The organism is Singulisphaera sp. GP187 (assembly GCF_900129635.1).
Taxonomy (GTDB): domain Bacteria; phylum Planctomycetota; class Planctomycetia; order Isosphaerales; family Isosphaeraceae; genus Singulisphaera.
Genome location: NZ_FSRB01000001.1, coordinates 4,432,017 through 4,451,017, shown reverse-complemented (window position 1 = coordinate 4,451,017; position 19,001 = coordinate 4,432,017). Strand labels below are relative to the sequence as shown.

Below are 19,001 nucleotides of genomic sequence, written 5' to 3'. Positions count from 1 at the left end.
GCAAGTCAGCAAAACGGACCTCCCCCTCGCCCGCGAACGCAGGCGGGAGGAGGTCCGTTTTGGATTGGGACCGCGTTGCCGGCTCGGCCGAAGTTACGGGGCTTTCGAGGGGGCGCTCGATGTCGATGGGGCCGGCTTGATCGTGAACGAACCCTGGATGGTGATCGGCTTGGAGCCGAAGGCGATCGTCTTCTCGAACGAGAGCGACACGCTGGCCGGTTCGCCGGTCGAACTCTGGGACGCAATCGGGACGGTGCTGGTGGTGGTCGGGTGCGGCCGCCGGCCGATGAACCGATCCATGGGAGTGACGAGGGCTTGGTGCTCGTGGGTTGCGGGCACCGTCGCATCGTCGTGCTTGTTGGTCGAGGGGGTTTTGGCCTCGCTCGGGCGCTGGCTGACGGTGAGCTTCTCATACTCGAGAAGCGTTCCCTGGGCCTCCTCCAATGAGGTCAGCCCGATGTTGTACGTGGTTTTGAACTGAGCTTCTTGGGCCACGGCACTGGCATATTGGCTGATGGCGTCGAGGTAGCGATCGACCGTGATTCGGCCCTGCTCATAGAACGCTCGTTGTGCCTCCAGCCGTTGTGTGGCGGCCGTTCGCAATCGGGATGCGGTTTGGTATTGCTTGAAGTTCGCGTCGACTTCAAGAAAGAACCGGCTCAAGGATTGAGTCGTCTGGTGAATGACCTGCTGGAGATAGGCTTTCTTTTTGATAAGGTGATATCGATTCAACCGATGCCGTGTCGCGTCAGGCGCGGGTGCGGGCTCCCCTGGATTCCCGGGGGCTTCGGCGAATGCTTTGTTAATCTGTTCGAGCTCGCCCGCGAGGAATTGTTTTTCCGCCTTTACCACCATCGCTTTCGTCTGCGCGACGTCGGGCTGTTGCTCCAACATGGTGGCGTGGCTTGTCTTCCAGTCGGGCGGCACTTTCTTTTCGGTGGGCGGGGTGACCGGAACGATGCGCCGGGTGTCAGCCAGGGGGAGCCCGATGTGTTCTCGGAGCGATTGTTCCGCAGCGATCAGGTCCGACTTTTTCGTGATCAGGTCCAGCTGGAATTGTTCGAGCCGTTGCCGGATTTCCGCCACGTCCGCGACCGTACCGCGGCCGAGTTCCAGCTCAGCCTCTTCACGACTCTTGACTTCCCTGGCCAGTTCGACCGCCTTCTCACTGCTCCAGAGCTGGACGTGCTGTTGGGTCAGGTTCCAGTACTGCTGTGTGACCGAATGGACGTACCGCATGACACGGGTCTTGAACTGAGACGGGTCCAGGTCCGTGGCCAAGGGAACGATCTCGTCGCTGGCGTCAGGTCCTCCATCGTGAGCGGCCTTGACCAGGCGAAGCCCGTCGGACCCTTTCAGCCCGATGCGGATGGCGTCGCGGAGCGTGAGCTCCCAGACCTCGATTTCGCGTTCTTCGGGGCGTGGGGCGGTCGGATCGGGCATCAGGATCGAAACCAGCGGAGGCACTTTGTTCAACGGTTCGACGGACTTGTCCTTCGCATCGTCGGCGGCGACTCGTGCCACGGTCCCGAGGCCGGCGGCGAACAGGGCCAATGCGCACAGGATTGTCGCCGTCGTCCTCAACTTGCTGAGCAGCATGGCTTTCATCACTCCCTTGATGAGCAGGCAGACCGACGCCGGGACGTCCCCGGTCGTCTTCGCGTTGCCCCGGATTCGTGTGGCGGCGCGAACCGTCTCCGCCTCCGGTTTGGGAACGGCGCCTCGGGCGAGGTCCGCCGCCAGGGTCGCTTCCAGCGTGGCCGAAGGGGCCAGACCGACCTGGATCAGACGCTCACGCAATCGCTCGCGCCCACGGGCACGCCAGCTTTTGATCGTCCCGACCGGCCGACCCATCCGCCGGGCCGCTTCTTCGCAGGTCCGCCCCTCCAGGTCGCAGAGGATGATCGGGATCCGATACCGCTCGGGCAATCGGTCGATCGCATCGTGGAGCATGGCTCCCCGCTCCCCGTCGAGCGCCGGGGCCTGTGGGTCGACAGGGGCCGCACGCTCGGCCGCTTGGCGTTCGAGCCGCTGACGCCGGGCCGCATCCTGGCGAGCGCAGGTCGCCGTTCGGAGGGCGACCTGGTGCAGCCAGGGGCCCAGGGAATCCTGGACCCAGAGGGTGCGGGCCTTCTTGACCAGGATGAGGAACGTGGCCTGGAAGGCGTCTTGAGCGTCATGGGGGTTGGAGAGCCGGGCGCGGCAGACGCGCATCACCATGGCGCTGTGCCGCTCGACCAGGGCGGCGAACGCCAGTTCGGCCATTTCGCCTCGGTCGGTCAAGAACCGTTCCAACAGTTGCCCGTCCGTGAGCTCGCGGATCGCTCCCAGGTTGAAGAGCGTGAGGAGCTGCGGTCGGAGCGTTTTGTCCTTCCTGGTCGCCACAGGTTTGATCCTCGGCCCGTATCGGCGTTGCGTGAGTACAGGGTAATGGGAGTGGTCGTGGCTTTGGTTGCAACTTTCTGCACGATCGAGGAAAAATACGGCTCCGCCGGCCGATTCAGGGACTCGTCCCTGATCAGGTTGGGATTCGGCCGGCTGGTCACGGATGATCGGATCGCTCGTATCGAAGAATACGGGAGAATCAACCGTCACGCCAACGCAACGAATTGGAGAACCGATGGCTCCGGAACCCGGCGCACGAGCCGAGACGATCACGGCGAACGTGGCCTTGAACCTTTCGGGTACCCCCTTACGAGCGGAGATCACGGTTCCCACCCACGTGTTCGAGCTCCGCCAGCTCTTGCCCACCGTGCGGTCGCTCTCCGAGGCGATTATCGGTGAGGCGGTGAAGGCGGACGTCGCGCAGGGGTACTCGGTCTCGTGCCGGAGCGGCTGCGGGGCCTGCTGTCGGCAGCTGGTACCGATCTCGGAAGTGGAAGCACGCTTGATTCGGGACATGGTCGACGGCTGGCCCGAGCCGCGTCGCTCACGCGTCCTGGCCCGTTTCGCCGAGGCGAGGCGCCGGCTCGAGGAGGCCGGCCTGCTGGAGCGACTTCAGCGTTGCGAGACAGTCGCCGACGACGAGCTCGTTCCCGTGGCGCTCGACTACTTCGCTCAAGGGATTGCTTGCCCGTTCCTCGAAGACGAGTCGTGTTCGATCTACGAGGAGCGGCCGGTCGTCTGCCGCGAATACCTGGTCACGTCACCCGCGGAGAATTGCACCCGGCCGACCCCCGAGTCCGTCCGCCGCGTGACGCTCGCTGCCAAAGTATCCACGGCCCTGACCCGGATGGGCCGCGACCCCGCGACCGAGCTCACCCGCTGGGTCCCCCTCATCCTCGCCATGGAATGGGCGGAGGAGCATCCCGATGACCTGCCGCAACGGTCCGGACCGGAATGGCTCCGGGAGTTCTTTCAACGTCTGACGGGGAAAACGATCCCGCCGCCGCGCGCTCCCGAGCAACCGAAGCCGAAAAAAAAGCGGCCGGCGAGATGATCGAGTGAGTCTCCGGGGAACAGGGCAAGACGCATTGATGAGTCGAAAACCTTGCACGAATCGCTCCCTTGCCGGATCATCTCAGGGCGGTTGACGACCTGGGGGGAATTCTCAAAAAGGGAAGAGGATCGGCGATGGAGTGGGCCTTGTTTCTCGAGCGCGGGGCGCTGGCGATGACCGTGCTTGGGTCGGGCTGGATGACGGGACTGGTGACGGTCGGTGGATTCGTGGCGGGTCTGCTCACCTGGTTCGTGATGCTGGTCAGCGAGTGGGGGGCCTGGGCCCTGATCATGCCGGGTCGGCGGCTGAGTGCGGCGGGGCCGGGCGATGATTTCGAGACGGGGGCCGCGGGTGGTGGCGTGCCGATCGAGGCGACGGCCTCTGATGGCACCCGGCTCGCGGGGGTCTGGTTTCCCGCGGGGGCGTCGCCGACGCCGACGGGCCGCACCATCCTTCTGGTTCATGGCTTTGCCGAGGTTCGCGACGCGATGAAGGGGCGGGCCGAGCTCCTGGCCGCCCGTGGCTGGAACGTCGCGCGGCTGGACATGCGCGGTTATGGGCGGAGCGGGGGGGGCTTCGCCTCGTTCGGAGGCCGCGAGGGGGACGACCTCCGCGCCTGGGTCGACGTCGTGGCGGGGCGGGTCGGCCCCGCGATGTCCCTGGCGGTCTGGGGCCGGTCGATGGGCGCGGCGATTGCGCTTCGGGCCGCGGCCGACGAGCCGAGGATCGTGGCTCTGTTGCTGGAATCTCCCTACGCACGGCTCGAAACCGTCGTCGCCGGCTGGCTCCAGCGGATCCGAACTCCGCTGCCCAGCCTGCTCGCCCCTCGGATCGTGCGCCGGGCCTCCCGGTTGGCGGGCGTCTCGTTGAGCCGCCCTCGGCCGATCGAGCTGGCCCCTCGGATCACCGCGCCGACGCTGATCGTCCACGGCCGCCGCGACACGCTCGTCCCCGATGGCGATGCGCATCGCCTGGCGTCCGTGTTCCCGCAGCCGGCGACCCTCATCGAAATCCAGGGCGCCGGGCACGGCAACGTCATCGAGATGGGAGGCCCCGACCTGCTCGATCGGATCGTCGCGTTCCTGGATCAGGCCACCAGCCGCTGAGCGCCGGCCGTGGCCGTGGCGCGGGGCTGGTTGGATCGCTCAACCATCCGTCTCATTCAGCGAGCGTTTGACGTCGCCAAAGTAAGCTTCGTTCTCTTCGGAGTCGAGGTCCGACCACTGGCCGAAGAGGAAGATGGTGCGTCTCGGGGTACGGAAACAGCGGATCTCGCAGGAGTTGGTCATGTCGAGACTGAGGAACTCGACGTCATGGCCCGCTGCGCCGTGGCTGGCGATCGTCTCCAAGGCGGGGGTGGCGTCGAGTCCCGGATACTCTTCACGCATCGCCTCGAGTGCCTCGTCGGCCACCTCGGCCGGCGCGGGGCAGGTCTCGTCCGTCGTCACCATGGCGAACGCCAGGCCACTCGGTGACTGGATTGAGACCGTGGTGACGGGGCCGTCGTCGGTGACTTCCATCTCCCAGTCGGCCGGATATTGGAAGCGGATGCCGTGATCCTCGTAGAGTTCCGCCATAAGATGCCTCGAATTCCGGTCGCTTCCAAGTTCCAATGGTCCGCTTGGTTCCCACGTTGCACATCGTAACATTCCTCTTCGGGACCGCCAACACGGGGTCTTCGGGGCGCGATCGACGGAGCCGAGCGGTCCTCATTCGCGAGCGGATGCGATTGACCTGGGTCTACGATGATGTTGAGGGGGCGGCCTGGGTGGGTGGGTCGCATGCTCGCTCTGGATTGGAACGGGTCTCTCAAACTGATACAGTATTCCGATCGTTTCGGAGGGCGAGCCCCGTTCCCCGAAGCCAGACCCCGTCTCTCGCCCACGCTTTGCGAGTCGATTTGACCATGCGTGTTCTGTCGGGAATCCAGCCTTCGGGTGCATTGCACATTGGCAACTACTTCGGCGCGATCCGCCAGTACATTGCGCTCCAGGAAGGGAACGATCCGTTCTACTTCGTGGCCGACTATCATGCGCTGACCAGCGTCCGCGACGCGGAGCAACTCCGGGGCTACGTCTTCGACGTGATCGTGGACTTGCTGTCGTTGGGGATCGACCCTGACCGCGCGACCTTGTTCGTGCAGTCGGACGTCCCCGAGACGACCGAGCTGGCCTGGCTCCTGACCAGCGTGACGCCGATGGGCTGGTTGGAGAAGTGCGTCAGCTATAAGGACAAGGTGCAGCAGGGGCATGCGGCCGAGCACGGGCTCTTCGCCTACCCGGTGCTCCAGGCGGCTGACATCCTGCTCTACGACGCCGACCTGGTGCCGGTCGGCCAGGATCAGAAGCAGCACCTCGAAATCACCCGGGACATTGCCGAGCGGTTCAACAACGTCTACGGCAAGGGGGGCGAGGTCTTCCGCCTGCCCAAGCCGTTCATCCTCGACTCGGTCGCCGTGGTGCCGGGCCTGGACGGGCGGAAAATGTCGAAGAGTTATCACAACACGATCGAAATCTTCGACGACCCCGCCGTCATCCGCAAGAAGTGCAAGAAGATCGTCACCGATAGCACCCCGGTCGAAGCCCCCAAGGATCCGGACACGTGCCCGGTCTATGGCCTGTTCAAGCTGTTCGCCGCCGAGGATGAGCGTGCCGAGGTCGAACAGCGCTATCGCCAGGGGGGGATCGGCTACGGCGAGGTGAAAAGCCGGCTGGCTGAGGCGATCATCGCCACCTTCACCCCCGCTCGCGAACGACGCACGGAACTGGTTGCCCATCCGACCCGGGTCGCCGAAGTTCGCGCCGCCGCGGCCGACCGTGCTCGAAGGACGGCCCGGATCGTCCTCGACCGAGCCCGCGAGGCGTGCGGGGTGGGCTGAGGGGCCAGGAAAATGGGTTGGGCTGGTGCAAACTCCGTCCCACGGGCGAGCGGAATTCGGCCCATCGAACGGGCTTGACCGTATTGCCGTTCGTGCGTAAGGTGCCGAACCTCCAGGAGTTCCCATCGCAAGTCGAGACGCCGGGGCCGTGCGTTGCCTCGGACCAGCTCAACCCGGTACGTGATTGTGTCGATAGCCTGACGGAGAGCCGGCGACGGAGGCGAATCCTCGGTTGTCTGGTTCCTGGAGGCCGCCCCAAGGAGGGGAAGCATGCGGCGCTGGGGCCTCATCGCCGGGTGTGGATTCGCCCTGCTGGCGTTCGCCGGCTGCGCGACGGTCCGCTCACGCGGTGATCGCGACATCCCCACGGCAGCCCAGTCGGCCTTGATTCAGCAATTGAGCCAGTCGGCCCAGGCGGCCATCGACCGTCGCGATTACGATCAGGCGCGGGTCGACCTTGACCGGCTCGTGGTCGAGTCGCCCCGCTCGGCCGAGGCTCACCATCGGCTGGGCCGGGTGCTCCACCTTCAGAACCGGTTCGACGAAGCGAAACGCTCCTATCGCAAGGCGCTGGAGATCGATCCCGAGTACGTGGGGGCCCTGATTGGCCTGGGCGAGATCGAAGACCGGCTTGGCCAGGCGGAGCCCGCGCTCAAACGGCTTGAGTCGGCGATCGAAATCGATCCGCAGAAGGCTGAGGCGCACTTCGCCCGCGGCCGGATTCTTGAGGCGTCCGGCCAGCCCGACGAGGCGCTCGCGGCCTACTTCCGGACCCTTGAGCTCGACCCGAGTTCGGCGCCCGTCATCCTCCGGATCGCCACCCTCCAACTCGCTCGCCGCGAGCCGGACCAGGCACTGACGCGGCTCGATCAGGTGCTCGAGCTAACCCCCGGCGATCCCGAGGCCCACTTCCGACGCGGTCAGGCGCACCTCGCCCTGAACCACCCGGCGCTGGCGGTTGCCGACTTGCAAATCGCCTCGCAGAACCTTCCCAATCGCCCCGACGTCTTCTACCACCTCGCCCTGGCCCTGAACGCCGACCACAAAGCGGGCGATGCTTTGAGTGCAGCCCAGCACGCCTTGACGCTCGCCCCCAACGATCCCGAAACCCGCACCCTGACCGAGCGGCTGAGACGCTAAGGAACGGGACGCAAATAACTTCCCGATTTCAGAACGATTCACGGACATGCCCCGCTACGCCGTTAACACTTATATGAGACTCTGAAACTGCAAAACAAGCTTATGTCTTGAATACGCCTCGGGCTATTTGGTTTAAATTCAGCCCCAACGGGGCGGTCCAAGGAAGCCCAGGGCAACGCCCTGGGGGTTCAACCACGAGGCTTAGCAGCCCTGAAAGGGCGACTTAAAAGGTTATATCAGAACGACCTACATCGCAAGTCCGCCGCTCGAACTAGGCCGCCCTTACAGGGCTATGCTATTTAAAGGTGTCGATTTTCCGGGGCGTTGCCCCGGGCTACCTTGGGCCGCCCCCTTGGGGCTGAAACCGGCGAGAGCGTGCGCCACTCGACGGTAAACCGCTGTAGGTCTCGCCCCGGCCTACCTTCGTGGGGTTAGACTCGGGAAGTGATTTACGTCCCGTTCCTAAGCCGTTGTTCTCGGTTTTCTTGGATTCTTCGAGTGGTGGCCGTTCTCGGTTTTCTTGGATTCTTCGAGTGGTGGCCGTGGTGATGCAATCGCCGTTGGGTGCCACGCAACGTCGATTACTGATGCCTCATCCTACTGCACTCATGTGCTTGTTTAGCAAGGCTTTCTGTTCCTGAGTCAGGGTGTGGAGCACAGGCGGTTTCGGCGGCTTATGCGGTTTGCGACGAGGCCACTTGCGTGTGGCTTTCGGGCTCTTCTGCTTCCGGCACCCGGCGCGGCAGCCCGCGAGTCGCTTGTGGTAACACTTGGCCTTGGGTTTCACGGCCGCGTCGATCTCCTTGCGGATCTCGATCAGAACTTTGCGGGGGCTGATCACTGGGCCATCGGTCGCCGACGCCGACGCCGACGCCGGCCGAAGCGCCAGGTCGGCATGCGCCAGGAGGATCTGCGTGGCCAGCAGTGACAACTCGGCCTCGCGATGCACCAAGGCCACCGTGCGGCTAGCGAGTTTCAATTTATTGATTATACGCTTGTATGTGCGAAATAGTCCTTCATTACGCCATCTCCAGCGGTAGAATTTGGCGGCCGTCGCCGCCGACATCCGGGCTGGGTCGAGGACGTCGGTCAGGAGCCAGACGTCGCGTTTGACCGACCCCTTACCCTTGCCCTTGGCCGGGATCCGGATCAAGCGGCATTGGATCGGCGCTTCCCCTTTCTTCTGGACATAGTTCGGCCAGTACAAGACAGGGCCTTCGGTCCAATCCTCCAGGTTCGCCACTTCGAGGGTGTAGAGGTCGACCCGCGACGACATCCGGAACAGGAACGATCGCTTGACACCGAGGATCGCCCGGACCAGATCGAAGCCCATATAAGCGGCGTCGCAGACGATCAGGGCCTCGGGCGAGAGGGTGGCGAGCAAGTGCCTCAAATGCTCTTGCTCGGCCGCGGTGCCCGGGCCGAGTCGCCACGACCAAAGCAGTCCCGTGGGCAAGTGGACGAACGCCGTCAGCCAGACGTTGGGGGCCGCGTCGTTCTTGCCGGCCTGCCCGAGTCCCCGTTCCAACTCGGGGGTGCGGGGGCACTCGATCCGCGAGCCGTCGCAGCCCATCGGCTCGAAGCCGTCGACAATCCGCCGCGACCCCAGTCGGGCGTGGATCTGTTGCCGAACCCCCGCGGCCAACGCCCTGAGTTGTCGCATGGGGACGCGTCGCATCGCTTTCTGGAAGCCGACGAGGGTCTTTCCCGGGCGTCTTCGCGACTCATGGCAGGCGACGTAGTATCCCCGGGCCTTCTCAAACCTCTCGGACTCGGAGTCGCCGGTGGCCCAGGTCATGGCGAGCATGACCACGACCAGTGGCTGGAGATCCCACCGCGGCGCCGACCGCCTTTGAGGAACAACCCCTCGGGCTTGCTTCCAGACCGTCGGGGTGAGAAACTGTCGGACATAGCCGATCAACGACTGCGGTTGCTGCAAGCCTTGCAGCGTCCGAGCTGCCTTCATCGCCGTTCTTCCTCAATCCAGGTGAGTGCCGGTTGCTAGCCGCACCCATCATGACGAAGAACGGCGATTTTTTGCCCCCCCTTCTCTCGAACGAACCGCAGCCACGGAGCGGCAGTAATTCTCTGGTCCGGTGAGAGTTACATCCGTTGTTGACGACGCCGAGTTACTGACGTTGGGTGCCACGGGTTGGACTCAACCCGTGAACGATCGCCCAGGTTTTTGGCTCACGGGCTAAATACAACCCGTGATGCACAGGGCTTGCACATGATCTAATGCAAAGAGAGACCAGGTCCACGTGCTTCGCGAGCCCCTCCCGTCCGTCTCCTGCTTCGTTCGCCCTCAAAGTCGAGCGGGGAGCGGATCGTTCCCTGGCTTCCGACCCGTCCACTCGCCCTCGCTACCTCTTCCGCTCGCCTTTAATGGCGAGCGGAAGAGGGGGAGGGGTTACGCGGGCGACTCGGCCTTGACGGTGTTGCGAAGGGTGCCGAGGCCGTCGATCTCGACCTCGACCACGTCGCCCGGCTTGAGCCAGACGGGGGGCTTCTTGGCCATTCCGACGCCCGGCGGGGTGCCGGTGAAGATCAGGTCGCCCGGCTCGAGCGTCAGGATTTTCGAGAGGTAGGCGATCGTTTCATCGACCCGGAAAATCAACTGGCTGGTGCTCGAATCCTGCATCGTCTGGCCGTTCAGGCGAAGCCGGATTCCCAGGGCGTGCGGGTCGGGGACCTCGTCACACATCACCAGTTCCGGGCCGACCGGCGCGAAGGTATCGAAGGTCTTACCGACCATCCACTGCTTGCCCGGCTTGTTCAACTGCCAGTCGCGTGCCGAGACGTCGTGACCGACGGTGTATCCGGCCACATATTCCATGGCCTGCTCGCGGGGGATGTGCCGGCCCTTCCGGCCGATCACGATCACCAGCTCCGCTTCGTAGTCGACCTGCTCGCTGACCGCGGGCAGAACGATCTCGGCCTGATGGCCGATCAGCGCCGACGGGTACTTGCTGAACAGGATCGGCTCGGTGGGGATGTCCATCCCGCTCTCGGCGGCGTGGTCGCGGTAGTTCAAACCCAGGCAGATGATCTTGCGCGGGTCGGGGATTGGGGCGAGCAGTGTGGCCCCCGCGGGGTCGTAGCGTTTCTCCCCTTGCGCGAGGGCTTCCCACGCGCGCTTCCGGCGGGCTGGATCAAGCTCCAGCAATCCCTTCACGCTCGACGGCGCTTCGGGGTCGGCCGCGTTGACGTCGACGTATTGTCCCTGCCACACTCCGCACGCCCTCGGGCCGTGCTCCGTCAAGACGGTCACCCAACGCACTTCGGACCTCCGCTGCCAGTTACCCGGAAAGCCTAGCCATAACGCCAGGCCCCCAGGCTACCGACATTGTGCGGCCGAGGCCAGGGTTGACGCGACGAAGGGGCCCGTTATTTCGTCACATAGTAGTTGTAGTCGAGCAGCCCCTTGCCTTCGTTGACCCGCTGAATCTCAAGAATCTTGCCACTGTGATTGTTGATGAGCGAGATGATTTCATCTTTGTCGATCGTGTGCATCTGCATTTGCGGGGTGAAGTCTCTCTCGGCGGCCGGAGTTTTCACTTCGATGGGGAGGACCGACGTCTCGGATCCCTTATCCTTGAACCAGGAGACGAACTCCTCCACCATGTCGATTTCCAGGAGGTAACTGCCCGGGACTTTGGGAACATTGATGGTCAGGACGAGGTCGACTTCCTCGCCCGGTTCAAGGTCCCCCGGGAGGTCGGCCCGGCCGTCGTCGTATTCGACGACCTGGTTCTGCTCGTTGAGCCAGTGGTTGCCGAGCCTGAGCCCGAGTCGATCTAACTCACGCCCGGTCGCTTTCCATGGGCAGCCGCTCAGATTTTTCACGCGTACGATGAGTTCTAATTGCGAGCCCGCCCAGACGGTGGCGGGATGCTCGGTCGGGCTGATTTTCGCCCGAAAAGCCGAGTCCGGCAGGGGGGCTCGATGGCTTATGGTCGAGGAGGGATTCGGCTCAGGGTTGGCCGGTTCGGTTCCTGCCGGCATCTGGAAGAAGACGAGTCCGCCGGGAACGATGATTCGGAGGAATTCCGCGATGTAGCTCCGCGCGTACTTTGGCTGCATGTGCTGGAGCACGATGTTGGTGTAAACCAAGTCAAAGGTGTTGTCGGCAAAGATTGCCAGGTCGTCGCGGGCATTCACGTGGTAGCGGCACCGGTCCCCATGACGGTTGTGCTGGCGGGCGCGTGCGATCATCGCCGCCGAGATATCGACGCCGTCACACTCCTGAAACGAGTCGCCGAGCGCCTGGGTGAGCCGGCCGACGCCGCAGCCGAAATCCAGGACCCGACCTCGATTGAAGTGCATCCCCCGTTCGTGGAAGTATTCCACCTGGCTGGCGACCTGTCGGCGGCCGGTCTCGAAAAAATCGTTGACGTCCCAGCGGCCAAACCGCTTGCCGGGAACGGTCATGATCGCCCAGAGCGGATCCTCCGCTCCGAAAGCATCCCAATGCTTCTGCAACTCCGCGAGTTCCATCTCGGGACCCCTTCTTGTCGCGATCGGGACGATGGTGAGTTGGCTATGGAAGCGGCTGCTCCCGCGTCGAGACGGCGGATCCATCGCGGATCGGTCGCGAAATTGCAACGTTAATCCAGGGACGAAGGGACCAATGAAATGACGTAAGGTGTGGTCCCATCGTCCCACGCGATCGGAGGATCAGGCGGCTCCTTGCTTGGCGGGGGTCGGGCAGACGGGGAGGCGAAGGGTGAAGCTGGTCCCTTGGCCGATCCGGCTCTCCGCGCGGAGGCGGCCGTGGTGCGACTCGACGATATCGCGGCAGACCGAGAGTCCCAGGCCGGTCCCCCCTTGGCCTGAAGCGTCAGGTCCGGTCTTGGTCGTGAAGAAGGGCTCGAAGATCCGCCGTAGGTCGGCCGGGGCGATGCCGATCCCGGTGTCGGCCACGCTCAACTCGGCGATCCGGCCCGAGGCGTCCTCGCCGACCCGGACCCGGAGTGTGCCCCCTTCGGGCATCGCTTGGCGAGCGTTGATCATCAGATTGAGGAGGACCTGCTGGATCTGCGCGGGGTTGACCCGGGCGTGGGGCTGGCCGACGGCCTGGAAATCAAGGTGGACCCGGTGGCGTGACAGGTCCTTGGCCACGAGCAAGGTCACTTCTTTGGTCAGCCGAACCAGATCGGTCGCCTCGCGCCGGTCGGCCCGGGGTCGGGCGATGCCGAGCACGCCGCCGGAAATCGCCGACGCCCTCTGGCCGGCTTCGAGGATCTTCTCGAAAGCCCGCTGGCGAAACGCGGGGTCGGGGTTGCGGAGACCAAGCTTGGCATAATTAAGAATCGGTGTGAGCGCGTTATTCAACTCGTGGCAGATCCCGCCGGCAAGAACCCCGAGGCTGCTTACCCGTTGCAACGCGACGAGCTGGCGGCGCAGGGCCTCAACCTCTTCCGAGACCGCGGCCGGCTTCTGGTGTGTTGTTGCTGGCGCCATCGTCGTCCTCAAAACCAAGTCTTCCTGGCCATCCGTAACCGGCTCACCATTCCCCTATCGACCGGTTCCGCGGCGGGGATGAGGCCCAAAATGACGGTTCTTGACTCGCCTAGGATCAGGGCGATCGAGGTAGGATAGGACGGCGGTTGCCGCCCTCAATCGGCCGGTTTAGCCTGCCCGGACGTCATACTTCGCGAACCTTGCTTAACGCTCCGGTTCGACTCCCAACGCCCTAAGTTGCGCAGCCAGACGATCCGCGCGAAGCTGCTCGGCATCTCGCGCTTGCGCAACTTCGTCCCGCTCTCTCGCAACCTCGTCCCGTTGCTTGGCAACTTCGTCCCGCTCACTCACGGCCGTTTCATGCAGTCTGATGAGTTCGAGGTATGTGGCGAACGGCTGTTGGTCAGGTCCGTAGATCCGCATCGTGTCTTCGGCCAGTTCGAACCGGATGCCCAGGCGAGGACTGATCCAGCCGTCCATCGCCGGAATTTCGTCCAACTCCGCCCCGTTACGGATCCAGCCGGCCAGCTCGATTCGATCGGGATCATAGACGTAGTATTCCTCGACTCCGTATCGTTCATAGAAGCGGAATTTACGGGTCATTTCCCCCAGGCGATTGCCCGGGGAGAGCACCTCGAAAACGACCTGCGGTGGGATGCCTGCTTCACGCCATTGCTGGTACGAGCCGCGATAACCCTTGGGGCGGCCAATGGCCACCATGGCGTCGGGGGCGGTGCGGATCGTGTTCTCTCCTTCGACGGGATACCAGAGCAAGTCTCCCGCGACGAAGACGTTCGGGTCATCCCGGAAGACGGCATCGAGCCCCCCTTTGATCGTGGTGATCCACTCGAATTGGAGGGTGTTCTCTGCCATGGGTTGACCATCGCTATCGGGGTAGACGACTTCTTTTTGCGACGGACCTCGAGTCTGGGTGCTCATGGCGGTCGTTCCGAATGACGTGGAGGGTACGAAGGGGCCATCCGTTCGGAATCGTTCGGCGGCTTTCGATGATTCAATTATCGGGGCGGTGCCGTGGGTTGGTAAAGCCCTTGGGCCTCGATGTAGGCCTCAACCCCGCGGGGGACCTGGTAGCGAATGCTCCGGCCCTCGGCCCGGCAATGGCGAAGGTTGTGCGAGGCGATGCCGATCGGCGGGATCGTGACCGAGACCAAGGGCTTCGCCTCGGGACCGAAGTCCGGGGCCGGATCCGCCTCGACGTCCCTGTCGATGCCCGGGCGGTTGACCACGACCACGGTCGCCAGCCGCGCGATCCGCGCGGGCTCGCGCCAGTGGGGAAGGTCGGCGAGGCTGTCCGCTCCGACCAGGAAGAAGAGGTCGTCGCCGGGGCGTTCCGCATGCACCGCCTCAAGGGTCTCGACGCTGTAATGAGGGCCGGGTCGGTGAGCCTCGATCTCGGAGACTTCAAACGCAGGGTGGCCGGCCACGGCGATCCGGGCCATCTCCAAGCGGTGGGCCACGCTCGTCCGGTCGCCCGGCTTGTGGGGCGGAGCGCCTGCGACCACGAACCAGACCCGGTCGAGTCGGCAAGCCTCACGGCATTTCTCCGCCAGGATCAGATGCCCCAAATGGATCGGGTCAAATGTCCCTCCGAACAGCCCTAGTCGCATCGTTGGATAACCTTCTTTGAGATCGCCGGCCCGCTTGTGGTTTTGTGGGCAAACGCACAGGTGTCGATCGTGGTTTCTCGCGATGTTTAGGATGCGCCGACGCGCCTTGCGGTGTCAATCGGTTTTACCTAAAAGCAGGCTGTTTAGGACTTTGTGGATTCGTTGATTTTGTGGTCTCGAGGGCCGGGGCGGAGGCGATCCGGTCTTTGAGGCGGTTGATCGGCGCTTCGAAGAACCGCCAGGAGGCCGCGGCCAGACCGATCGTCAACGCCAGGTCGCCGTAGGGACGGGGGATCATGAAGCCGTACGGGATCTGGTCGATCCAGTGGCCGTTCAGGGCGGGGAAGTGGATGGCGTACAATCCGTAGCTGATCCGGCCGAGGTAGGCAATCGGGGTCCAGGAGAGGGGGCCGATGAGCCAACGGTCGGTGGTTCGCCATGCGCCGAGGACGGTGAGGGCCGAGCCGATCCCGAACAGCGACACCGACAGCAGTTCCTGACCTCCGACCGACCCGGTGGTCTGCGGTTTGTGTAAGTTCCAGGCAAGGATCAGAATTGCGGCCCCTGCGATCAGGCAGGGCTTCCCCAGTCGTCTGCCGGGAGCGCTATGGAGATCGACCAGCCCCGCCAGACAGCCCCAGAGGAGATCTTCGCCGCAATAGGGCAACAAGATTCGGGCTGAAGGCATAAATAAATTGAGATGGGCATAGGTCTGGAAGGCTTTTGAGCCGGCAATCAGGACGATCAGGAGGGCAAATCGGCGTCGGGCAGGGGTGAACAGGAGGGCCAGCGGATAGAGCAGATAGAACTGCTCCTCGACGCAGAGCGTCCAAAAATGGCCCAACATGTTGCTGAGATAGTGGTCTAAATATCCTCTGATGTTGTAAGTGTAAGTGACGAGCCAGAGCTTGTGGTCGAGCGGTTGCGTCAAAGCGAGCCAGGCGATGATGGCATAGTAGAGCGGAAAGATCCGGAGTGTTCTCCGGAGGTAGAACCGCCTCAGGTCTGCGCTCAGGACGCCGGACTCTCCCCGGATCAGGATCCGCGTGATCAAGAAGCCGGAGAGGGCGAAAAAGAATTGGACGCCGGCCCAACCCCAGGGTAATCGCGATTCCTTGGTATGGTAAATGAAAACGGCGAGGAAGGCGAAGAACCGGAGGCCATCGAGTTGCGGCCGATGCGACATGCGACGTCACCTGTTCCCACCGAGAGAACACCAGAGAACGCGGATCTGAGAAAGATAGCATTAAGTATGATGTGTTGCCACCATGATTCCGCCTCGACCGCTGGAGAGCCGGGGTGTTTCGGGACCGTTCCTCATTGGGTCGTTCGCGAGGAACCTGATCCTACAGGACCGTTGAACCCATTGGTTACGGACGCTTCATGGATCTCGATAAGCCGACGTTGTGCCTCGATCGCGTCAGGCTGCATCATTTTGGAACGCCTGTTCAGATCCGGTCTACCTTCGGTTGCCATTCGCCGATAGAATTTCCGGGTGGCCGCCGCCTCGTTTTGGTGCCGCCTGATTTGGTTTTCCGAGAGCGTTGCCGTACCATACTCCCCGCGCTTCTCAGAGTGTCACGGTTTCTCCGGCTCCTTTGGCGGTTCGCTTGCCGATTGTCACGGTCACGGCGTTTTGTCTCCGTCGAATCCACAGGGTTTTGTGGGCCACGAGTCCCGACTCAGGCGAGATTCCAGGTTTTACGATCCGTCCTCCCGAGTGAGATTATTCGCCGATGAGCCTTGTCAACGGCAAACGCCAGGCGGACTGGTTCGCCGACGAGGCGAGCGCTGAGGCCGACGGCCCGTACGCGGGCATTGTTTTCAACCGGCCGATCGATCAGATCTTCAGCTACCGAGTGCCCGCGCGTCTGGAAGCGGTTGTGTGTCCGGGGCAACGGGTCCGGGTTCCCTTGGGGCGGGGCAACAAGCCGGCGGTCGGTTACTGCGTCCGGATTGATGCCGAGGCACCGTCGGGGATGGATCCGAGCCGGGTCAAGGAGGTCATCGACGTCCTCGACGACCCGCCTCTGATCAATCGGGCGATGCTCGAGCTGACGCGCTGGATGGCCGGCTATTATGCGTGTTCGTGGGGCCAGGCCCTTGATGCGGTGGTGCCGGCCGGCGTCAAGAATCAGGCGGGGACGCGGGTGGGGACGTTTTTGACGGTCCCCGACGAGATTCGCAAGTCGCTCGAGACGTTGCAGCTTCCGCCCAAGCAGGCTGAGGCGCTGGCCGTTCTCTGCCGGTCGGACGAGCCGCTGACGATCGCGGACCTTTGCCGGCTGGCAAAGTGCGCGACCGGGCCGATCACGGCCTTGCGGCAGCGCGGGTACGTCCAGACGGTGAGGCGTCGGCACTCCAAGGACGCATTCGATGCCGCGTCGGTCGCGTCCGACCTGGATTCCGACGCGAAGCCGATTCCCACGCTGACCGACGAGCAAACGGCGGTGATGGCGGCTATGACCCCCGCGCTCGAGGGGGACGAGTTCGCAACCTTCCTGATTCACGGAGTCACCGGCAGCGGAAAGACCGAAGTTTACCTGAGCGCCATCGAGCGCGTGATGGCTCGGGGGCGCGAGGCGATCGTGCTGGTCCCTGAGATCAGCCTGACGCCCCAGACGATCCGCCGGTTTCGCCGCCGGTTCGGCAAGATCGCCGTGCTCCACAGCCACCTGAGCGACGCGGAGCGGCACCGGCATTGGCGGAGCATCGCCGCCGGCGAGGTCCAGGTGATCGTCGGCGCCCGCTCGGCCGTCTTCGCGCCGGCCCGGCGGCTCGGCCTGATCGTCATCGATGAAGAGCATGAGAGTACGTTCAAGCAGGAAACGACGCCGCGCTACCACGCCCGCGACGTGGCCGTGAAGCGCGCCCAGCTCGAACGGATCCCGATCCTCCTGGGCTCGGCCACGCCGGCCCTCGAGACCTGGCGGAACGCCGAGCTGGGCCGGTACCTCCGGCTGCCGATGATGGCGCGGGTCGGAGCGCGGCCGATGCCCAAGGTCGAACTGATCGACCTGAGCCACGAACGACTTGCCCTGGGGGGGCTGAGCGAGCCGCTCCGCCAGGCGATGATCGCCGCGCTCAAGGACGACGGTCAGGTCATGCTCCTGCTCAACCGCCGCGGGTTCCATACCTTTGTGATTTGCCCGAACCCGCGCTGCAACCAGGTCCTCAAGTGTGATGCCTGCGACGTCGCCCTGACTTATCATAAGGGGCGTCGGCTCTTGATCTGCCATACCTGCGACGCCGAGCGTCCGCGTCCTCCGGCCTGCCCGAGCTGCCAGGCGCCCAACTTGCATTATGGCGGGATTGGTACCGAGCGGCTCGAGCGCGAGGTCGAGACGGCCTTTCCCGATTACGTCTCGCGGCGGATGGACTCGGACACGATGCGGATGCCGGGGAGCCACGAGCAGGTGCTCTCGGCGTTCCGCTCGGGGGAGATCCGGATCTTGCTGGGCACGCAGATGATCGCCAAGGGACTCGACTTCCCGAATGTGACCCTGGTGGGCGTGGTCAACGCCGACACCGCGCTGCACATGCCCGACTTCCGCGCGGCCGAGCGAACCTTTCAACTCGTGGCCCAGGTGGCCGGTCGAACCGGTCGAGGCGATCGCCCGGGTCGGGTCCTGGTACAGACGTTCGCCCCGGACCACTATGCCATCGACTGCGCCTCGCGACACGATTACGAGGGGTTCGTGGCCTGCGAGCTGCCGGAACGCCAGCGGTTCGGCATGCCGCCGTTCGGCCGCCTGGTCCGGTTGATCGGCCGCGGACCTGATGAAGCTATGGTTCGTACATTTATGAATGAGCTGTTGGAAGCCTTGAAAGCCGCCGCTCCGCCAGGCGTGACCATGCACGGCCCGGCGCCCACGCCGATCGCGAAGATTCGCAATCTCTATCGCTATCATCTCCGGTTGCGGAGCGAGTCACCGCGCCCGCTCCAGGCGCTTTTGCAGGCGGTTGCGCCGAAGATCTCGCCGCCGGGCGAGGTGGAGTTGGCGATTGACGTCGACCCGGTAAACCTGCTTTGAGGGTCTGGGAAGTCCAGGCGAGGAGAATCGGGTCGCGGCCTCGGGCCCTCTCTGGAATCTCGACGACGAACTTGAGCGTAATTCGGCCTTTTCTGAAATATTCCGGTTTACAGCCGGGAGGGGTTGGGTTAAATTCCCTCTCGTTCGGAATCGCTCCGAGGTTTCACACAACGAAACTAAGGGCACGCCTGACATGACCAGGCACGGAGGCCGGGTAATGAACACACCTCTTGCACTCATCATCCTCAAACCCCACATGTCGTCGTCCCTTGGGTTCGGTCACGCCACCGACCACCACCCGCGGACCTGACCCGATCACCGGAATTTGGTGTGAGGGAACGGTCAGGCTCGAGTTGTTCTCGGGCCGTGCGAAGTGATGGATTCGGACGTGTCATTCCCATCGTAGGAGACCTCGGTGC

Annotated in this window: 14 protein-coding genes; 5 read left to right on the top strand and 9 right to left on the bottom strand. The window is 63.9% G+C overall.

The window, feature by feature from the left end; genetic code table 11:
- Positions 1-93: 93 nt before the first annotated feature.
- A complete protein-coding gene (locus BUS42_RS17160) occupies positions 94-2,385 on the bottom strand; it encodes a sigma-70 family RNA polymerase sigma factor (RefSeq protein ID WP_074308207.1) in 2,292 nt (763 codons plus the stop codon).
- 235 nt (positions 2,386-2,620) lie between these two features.
- On the opposite strand from BUS42_RS17160, the gene BUS42_RS17155 reads away from it, so the two are divergent.
- Complete coding sequence (locus BUS42_RS17155) at positions 2,621-3,439, top strand: YkgJ family cysteine cluster protein (protein ID WP_074308205.1); 819 nt, start codon at positions 2,621-2,623, stop codon at positions 3,437-3,439.
- A 134-nt stretch (positions 3,440-3,573) separates the two neighbouring features.
- The gene (locus BUS42_RS17150; RefSeq protein ID WP_074308203.1) at positions 3,574-4,545 is read left to right on the top strand and encodes an alpha/beta hydrolase; all 972 of its coding nucleotides are present in this window, start codon (positions 3,574-3,576) and stop codon (positions 4,543-4,545) included.
- A 39-nt stretch (positions 4,546-4,584) separates the two neighbouring features.
- Here the strand turns inward: BUS42_RS17150 and BUS42_RS17145 are convergent, their stop codons facing one another.
- Entirely contained in the window at positions 4,585-5,016 is a 432-nt protein-coding gene (locus BUS42_RS17145; RefSeq protein WP_074308201.1) for a hypothetical protein, read from the bottom strand.
- 329 nt (positions 5,017-5,345) lie between these two features.
- Between BUS42_RS17145 and trpS the strand changes: the two genes are divergently transcribed.
- Both trpS and BUS42_RS17135 read left to right on the top strand, forming a co-directional pair.
- A complete protein-coding gene (gene trpS, locus BUS42_RS17140) occupies positions 5,346-6,317 on the top strand; it encodes a tryptophan--tRNA ligase (RefSeq protein ID WP_074308199.1) in 972 nt (323 codons plus the stop codon).
- Between the two features lie 270 nt (positions 6,318-6,587).
- A complete protein-coding gene (locus BUS42_RS17135) occupies positions 6,588-7,457 on the top strand; it encodes a tetratricopeptide repeat protein (RefSeq protein WP_074308197.1) in 870 nt (289 codons plus the stop codon).
- 592 nt (positions 7,458-8,049) lie between these two features.
- On the opposite strand, the gene BUS42_RS17130 is transcribed toward BUS42_RS17135, so the two are convergent.
- The 7 genes from BUS42_RS17130 to BUS42_RS17100 all read right to left on the bottom strand — a co-directional run bounded on the left by BUS42_RS17130 (position 8,050) and on the right by BUS42_RS17100 (position 15,734).
- Complete coding sequence (locus tag BUS42_RS17130; RefSeq protein WP_074307590.1) at positions 8,050-9,423, bottom strand: transposase; 1,374 nt, start codon at positions 9,421-9,423, stop codon at positions 8,050-8,052.
- Between the two features lie 444 nt (positions 9,424-9,867).
- Positions 9,868-10,737, bottom strand: a complete 870-nt coding sequence (locus tag BUS42_RS17125; protein WP_074308195.1) for a fumarylacetoacetate hydrolase family protein — start codon at positions 10,735-10,737, stop codon at positions 9,868-9,870.
- Between the two features lie 107 nt (positions 10,738-10,844).
- Positions 10,845-11,954: a class I SAM-dependent methyltransferase gene (locus BUS42_RS17120; protein WP_074311164.1), complete on the bottom strand. Its 1,110-nt coding sequence runs from the start codon at positions 11,952-11,954 to the stop codon at positions 10,845-10,847.
- Between the two features lie 180 nt (positions 11,955-12,134).
- On the bottom strand, positions 12,135-12,920 hold the full coding sequence (locus BUS42_RS17115; RefSeq protein WP_074308193.1) for a sensor histidine kinase: 786 nt from the start codon (positions 12,918-12,920) through the stop codon (positions 12,135-12,137).
- A 204-nt stretch (positions 12,921-13,124) separates the two neighbouring features.
- A complete protein-coding gene (locus BUS42_RS17110; protein ID WP_074308191.1) occupies positions 13,125-13,859 on the bottom strand; it encodes a Uma2 family endonuclease in 735 nt (244 codons plus the stop codon).
- A gap of 77 nt (positions 13,860-13,936) precedes the next feature.
- Positions 13,937-14,548, bottom strand: a complete 612-nt coding sequence (gene nadD, locus BUS42_RS17105) for a nicotinate-nucleotide adenylyltransferase (protein WP_074308189.1) — start codon at positions 14,546-14,548, stop codon at positions 13,937-13,939.
- 124 nt (positions 14,549-14,672) lie between these two features.
- The gene (locus tag BUS42_RS17100) at positions 14,673-15,734 is read right to left on the bottom strand and encodes an acyltransferase family protein (protein WP_074308187.1); all 1,062 of its coding nucleotides are present in this window, start codon (positions 15,732-15,734) and stop codon (positions 14,673-14,675) included.
- Between the two features lie 550 nt (positions 15,735-16,284).
- Here BUS42_RS17100 and priA point away from each other — a divergent pair.
- Positions 16,285-18,582, top strand: coding sequence for a replication restart helicase PriA (priA, locus tag BUS42_RS17095; RefSeq protein ID WP_074308185.1), 2,298 nt, complete (start codon positions 16,285-16,287; stop codon positions 18,580-18,582).
- The last annotated feature ends 419 nt before the right edge of the window (positions 18,583-19,001 follow it).

Coding starts and splice junctions, on each gene's coding strand:
- BUS42_RS17155 (WP_074308205.1), top strand. CDS start 2,621: ATGGCTCCGGAACCCGGCGCACGAGCCGAGACGATCACGGCGAACGTG.
- BUS42_RS17150 (WP_074308203.1), top strand. CDS start 3,574: ATGGAGTGGGCCTTGTTTCTCGAGCGCGGGGCGCTGGCGATGACCGTG.
- BUS42_RS17145 (WP_074308201.1), bottom strand. CDS start 5,016: ATGGCGGAACTCTACGAGGATCACGGCATCCGCTTCCAATATCCGGCC.
- trpS (WP_074308199.1), top strand. CDS start 5,346: ATGCGTGTTCTGTCGGGAATCCAGCCTTCGGGTGCATTGCACATTGGC.
- BUS42_RS17135 (WP_074308197.1), top strand. CDS start 6,588: ATGCGGCGCTGGGGCCTCATCGCCGGGTGTGGATTCGCCCTGCTGGCG.
- BUS42_RS17130 (WP_074307590.1), bottom strand. CDS start 9,423: ATGAAGGCAGCTCGGACGCTGCAAGGCTTGCAGCAACCGCAGTCGTTG.
- BUS42_RS17120 (WP_074311164.1), bottom strand. CDS start 11,954: ATGGAACTCGCGGAGTTGCAGAAGCATTGGGATGCTTTCGGAGCGGAG.
- BUS42_RS17115 (WP_074308193.1), bottom strand. CDS start 12,920: ATGGCGCCAGCAACAACACACCAGAAGCCGGCCGCGGTCTCGGAAGAG.
- BUS42_RS17110 (WP_074308191.1), bottom strand. CDS start 13,859: ATGAGCACCCAGACTCGAGGTCCGTCGCAAAAAGAAGTCGTCTACCCC.
- nadD (WP_074308189.1), bottom strand. CDS start 14,548: ATGCGACTAGGGCTGTTCGGAGGGACATTTGACCCGATCCATTTGGGG.
- BUS42_RS17100 (WP_074308187.1), bottom strand. CDS start 15,734: ATGTCGCATCGGCCGCAACTCGATGGCCTCCGGTTCTTCGCCTTCCTC.
- priA (WP_074308185.1), top strand. CDS start 16,285: ATGAGCCTTGTCAACGGCAAACGCCAGGCGGACTGGTTCGCCGACGAG.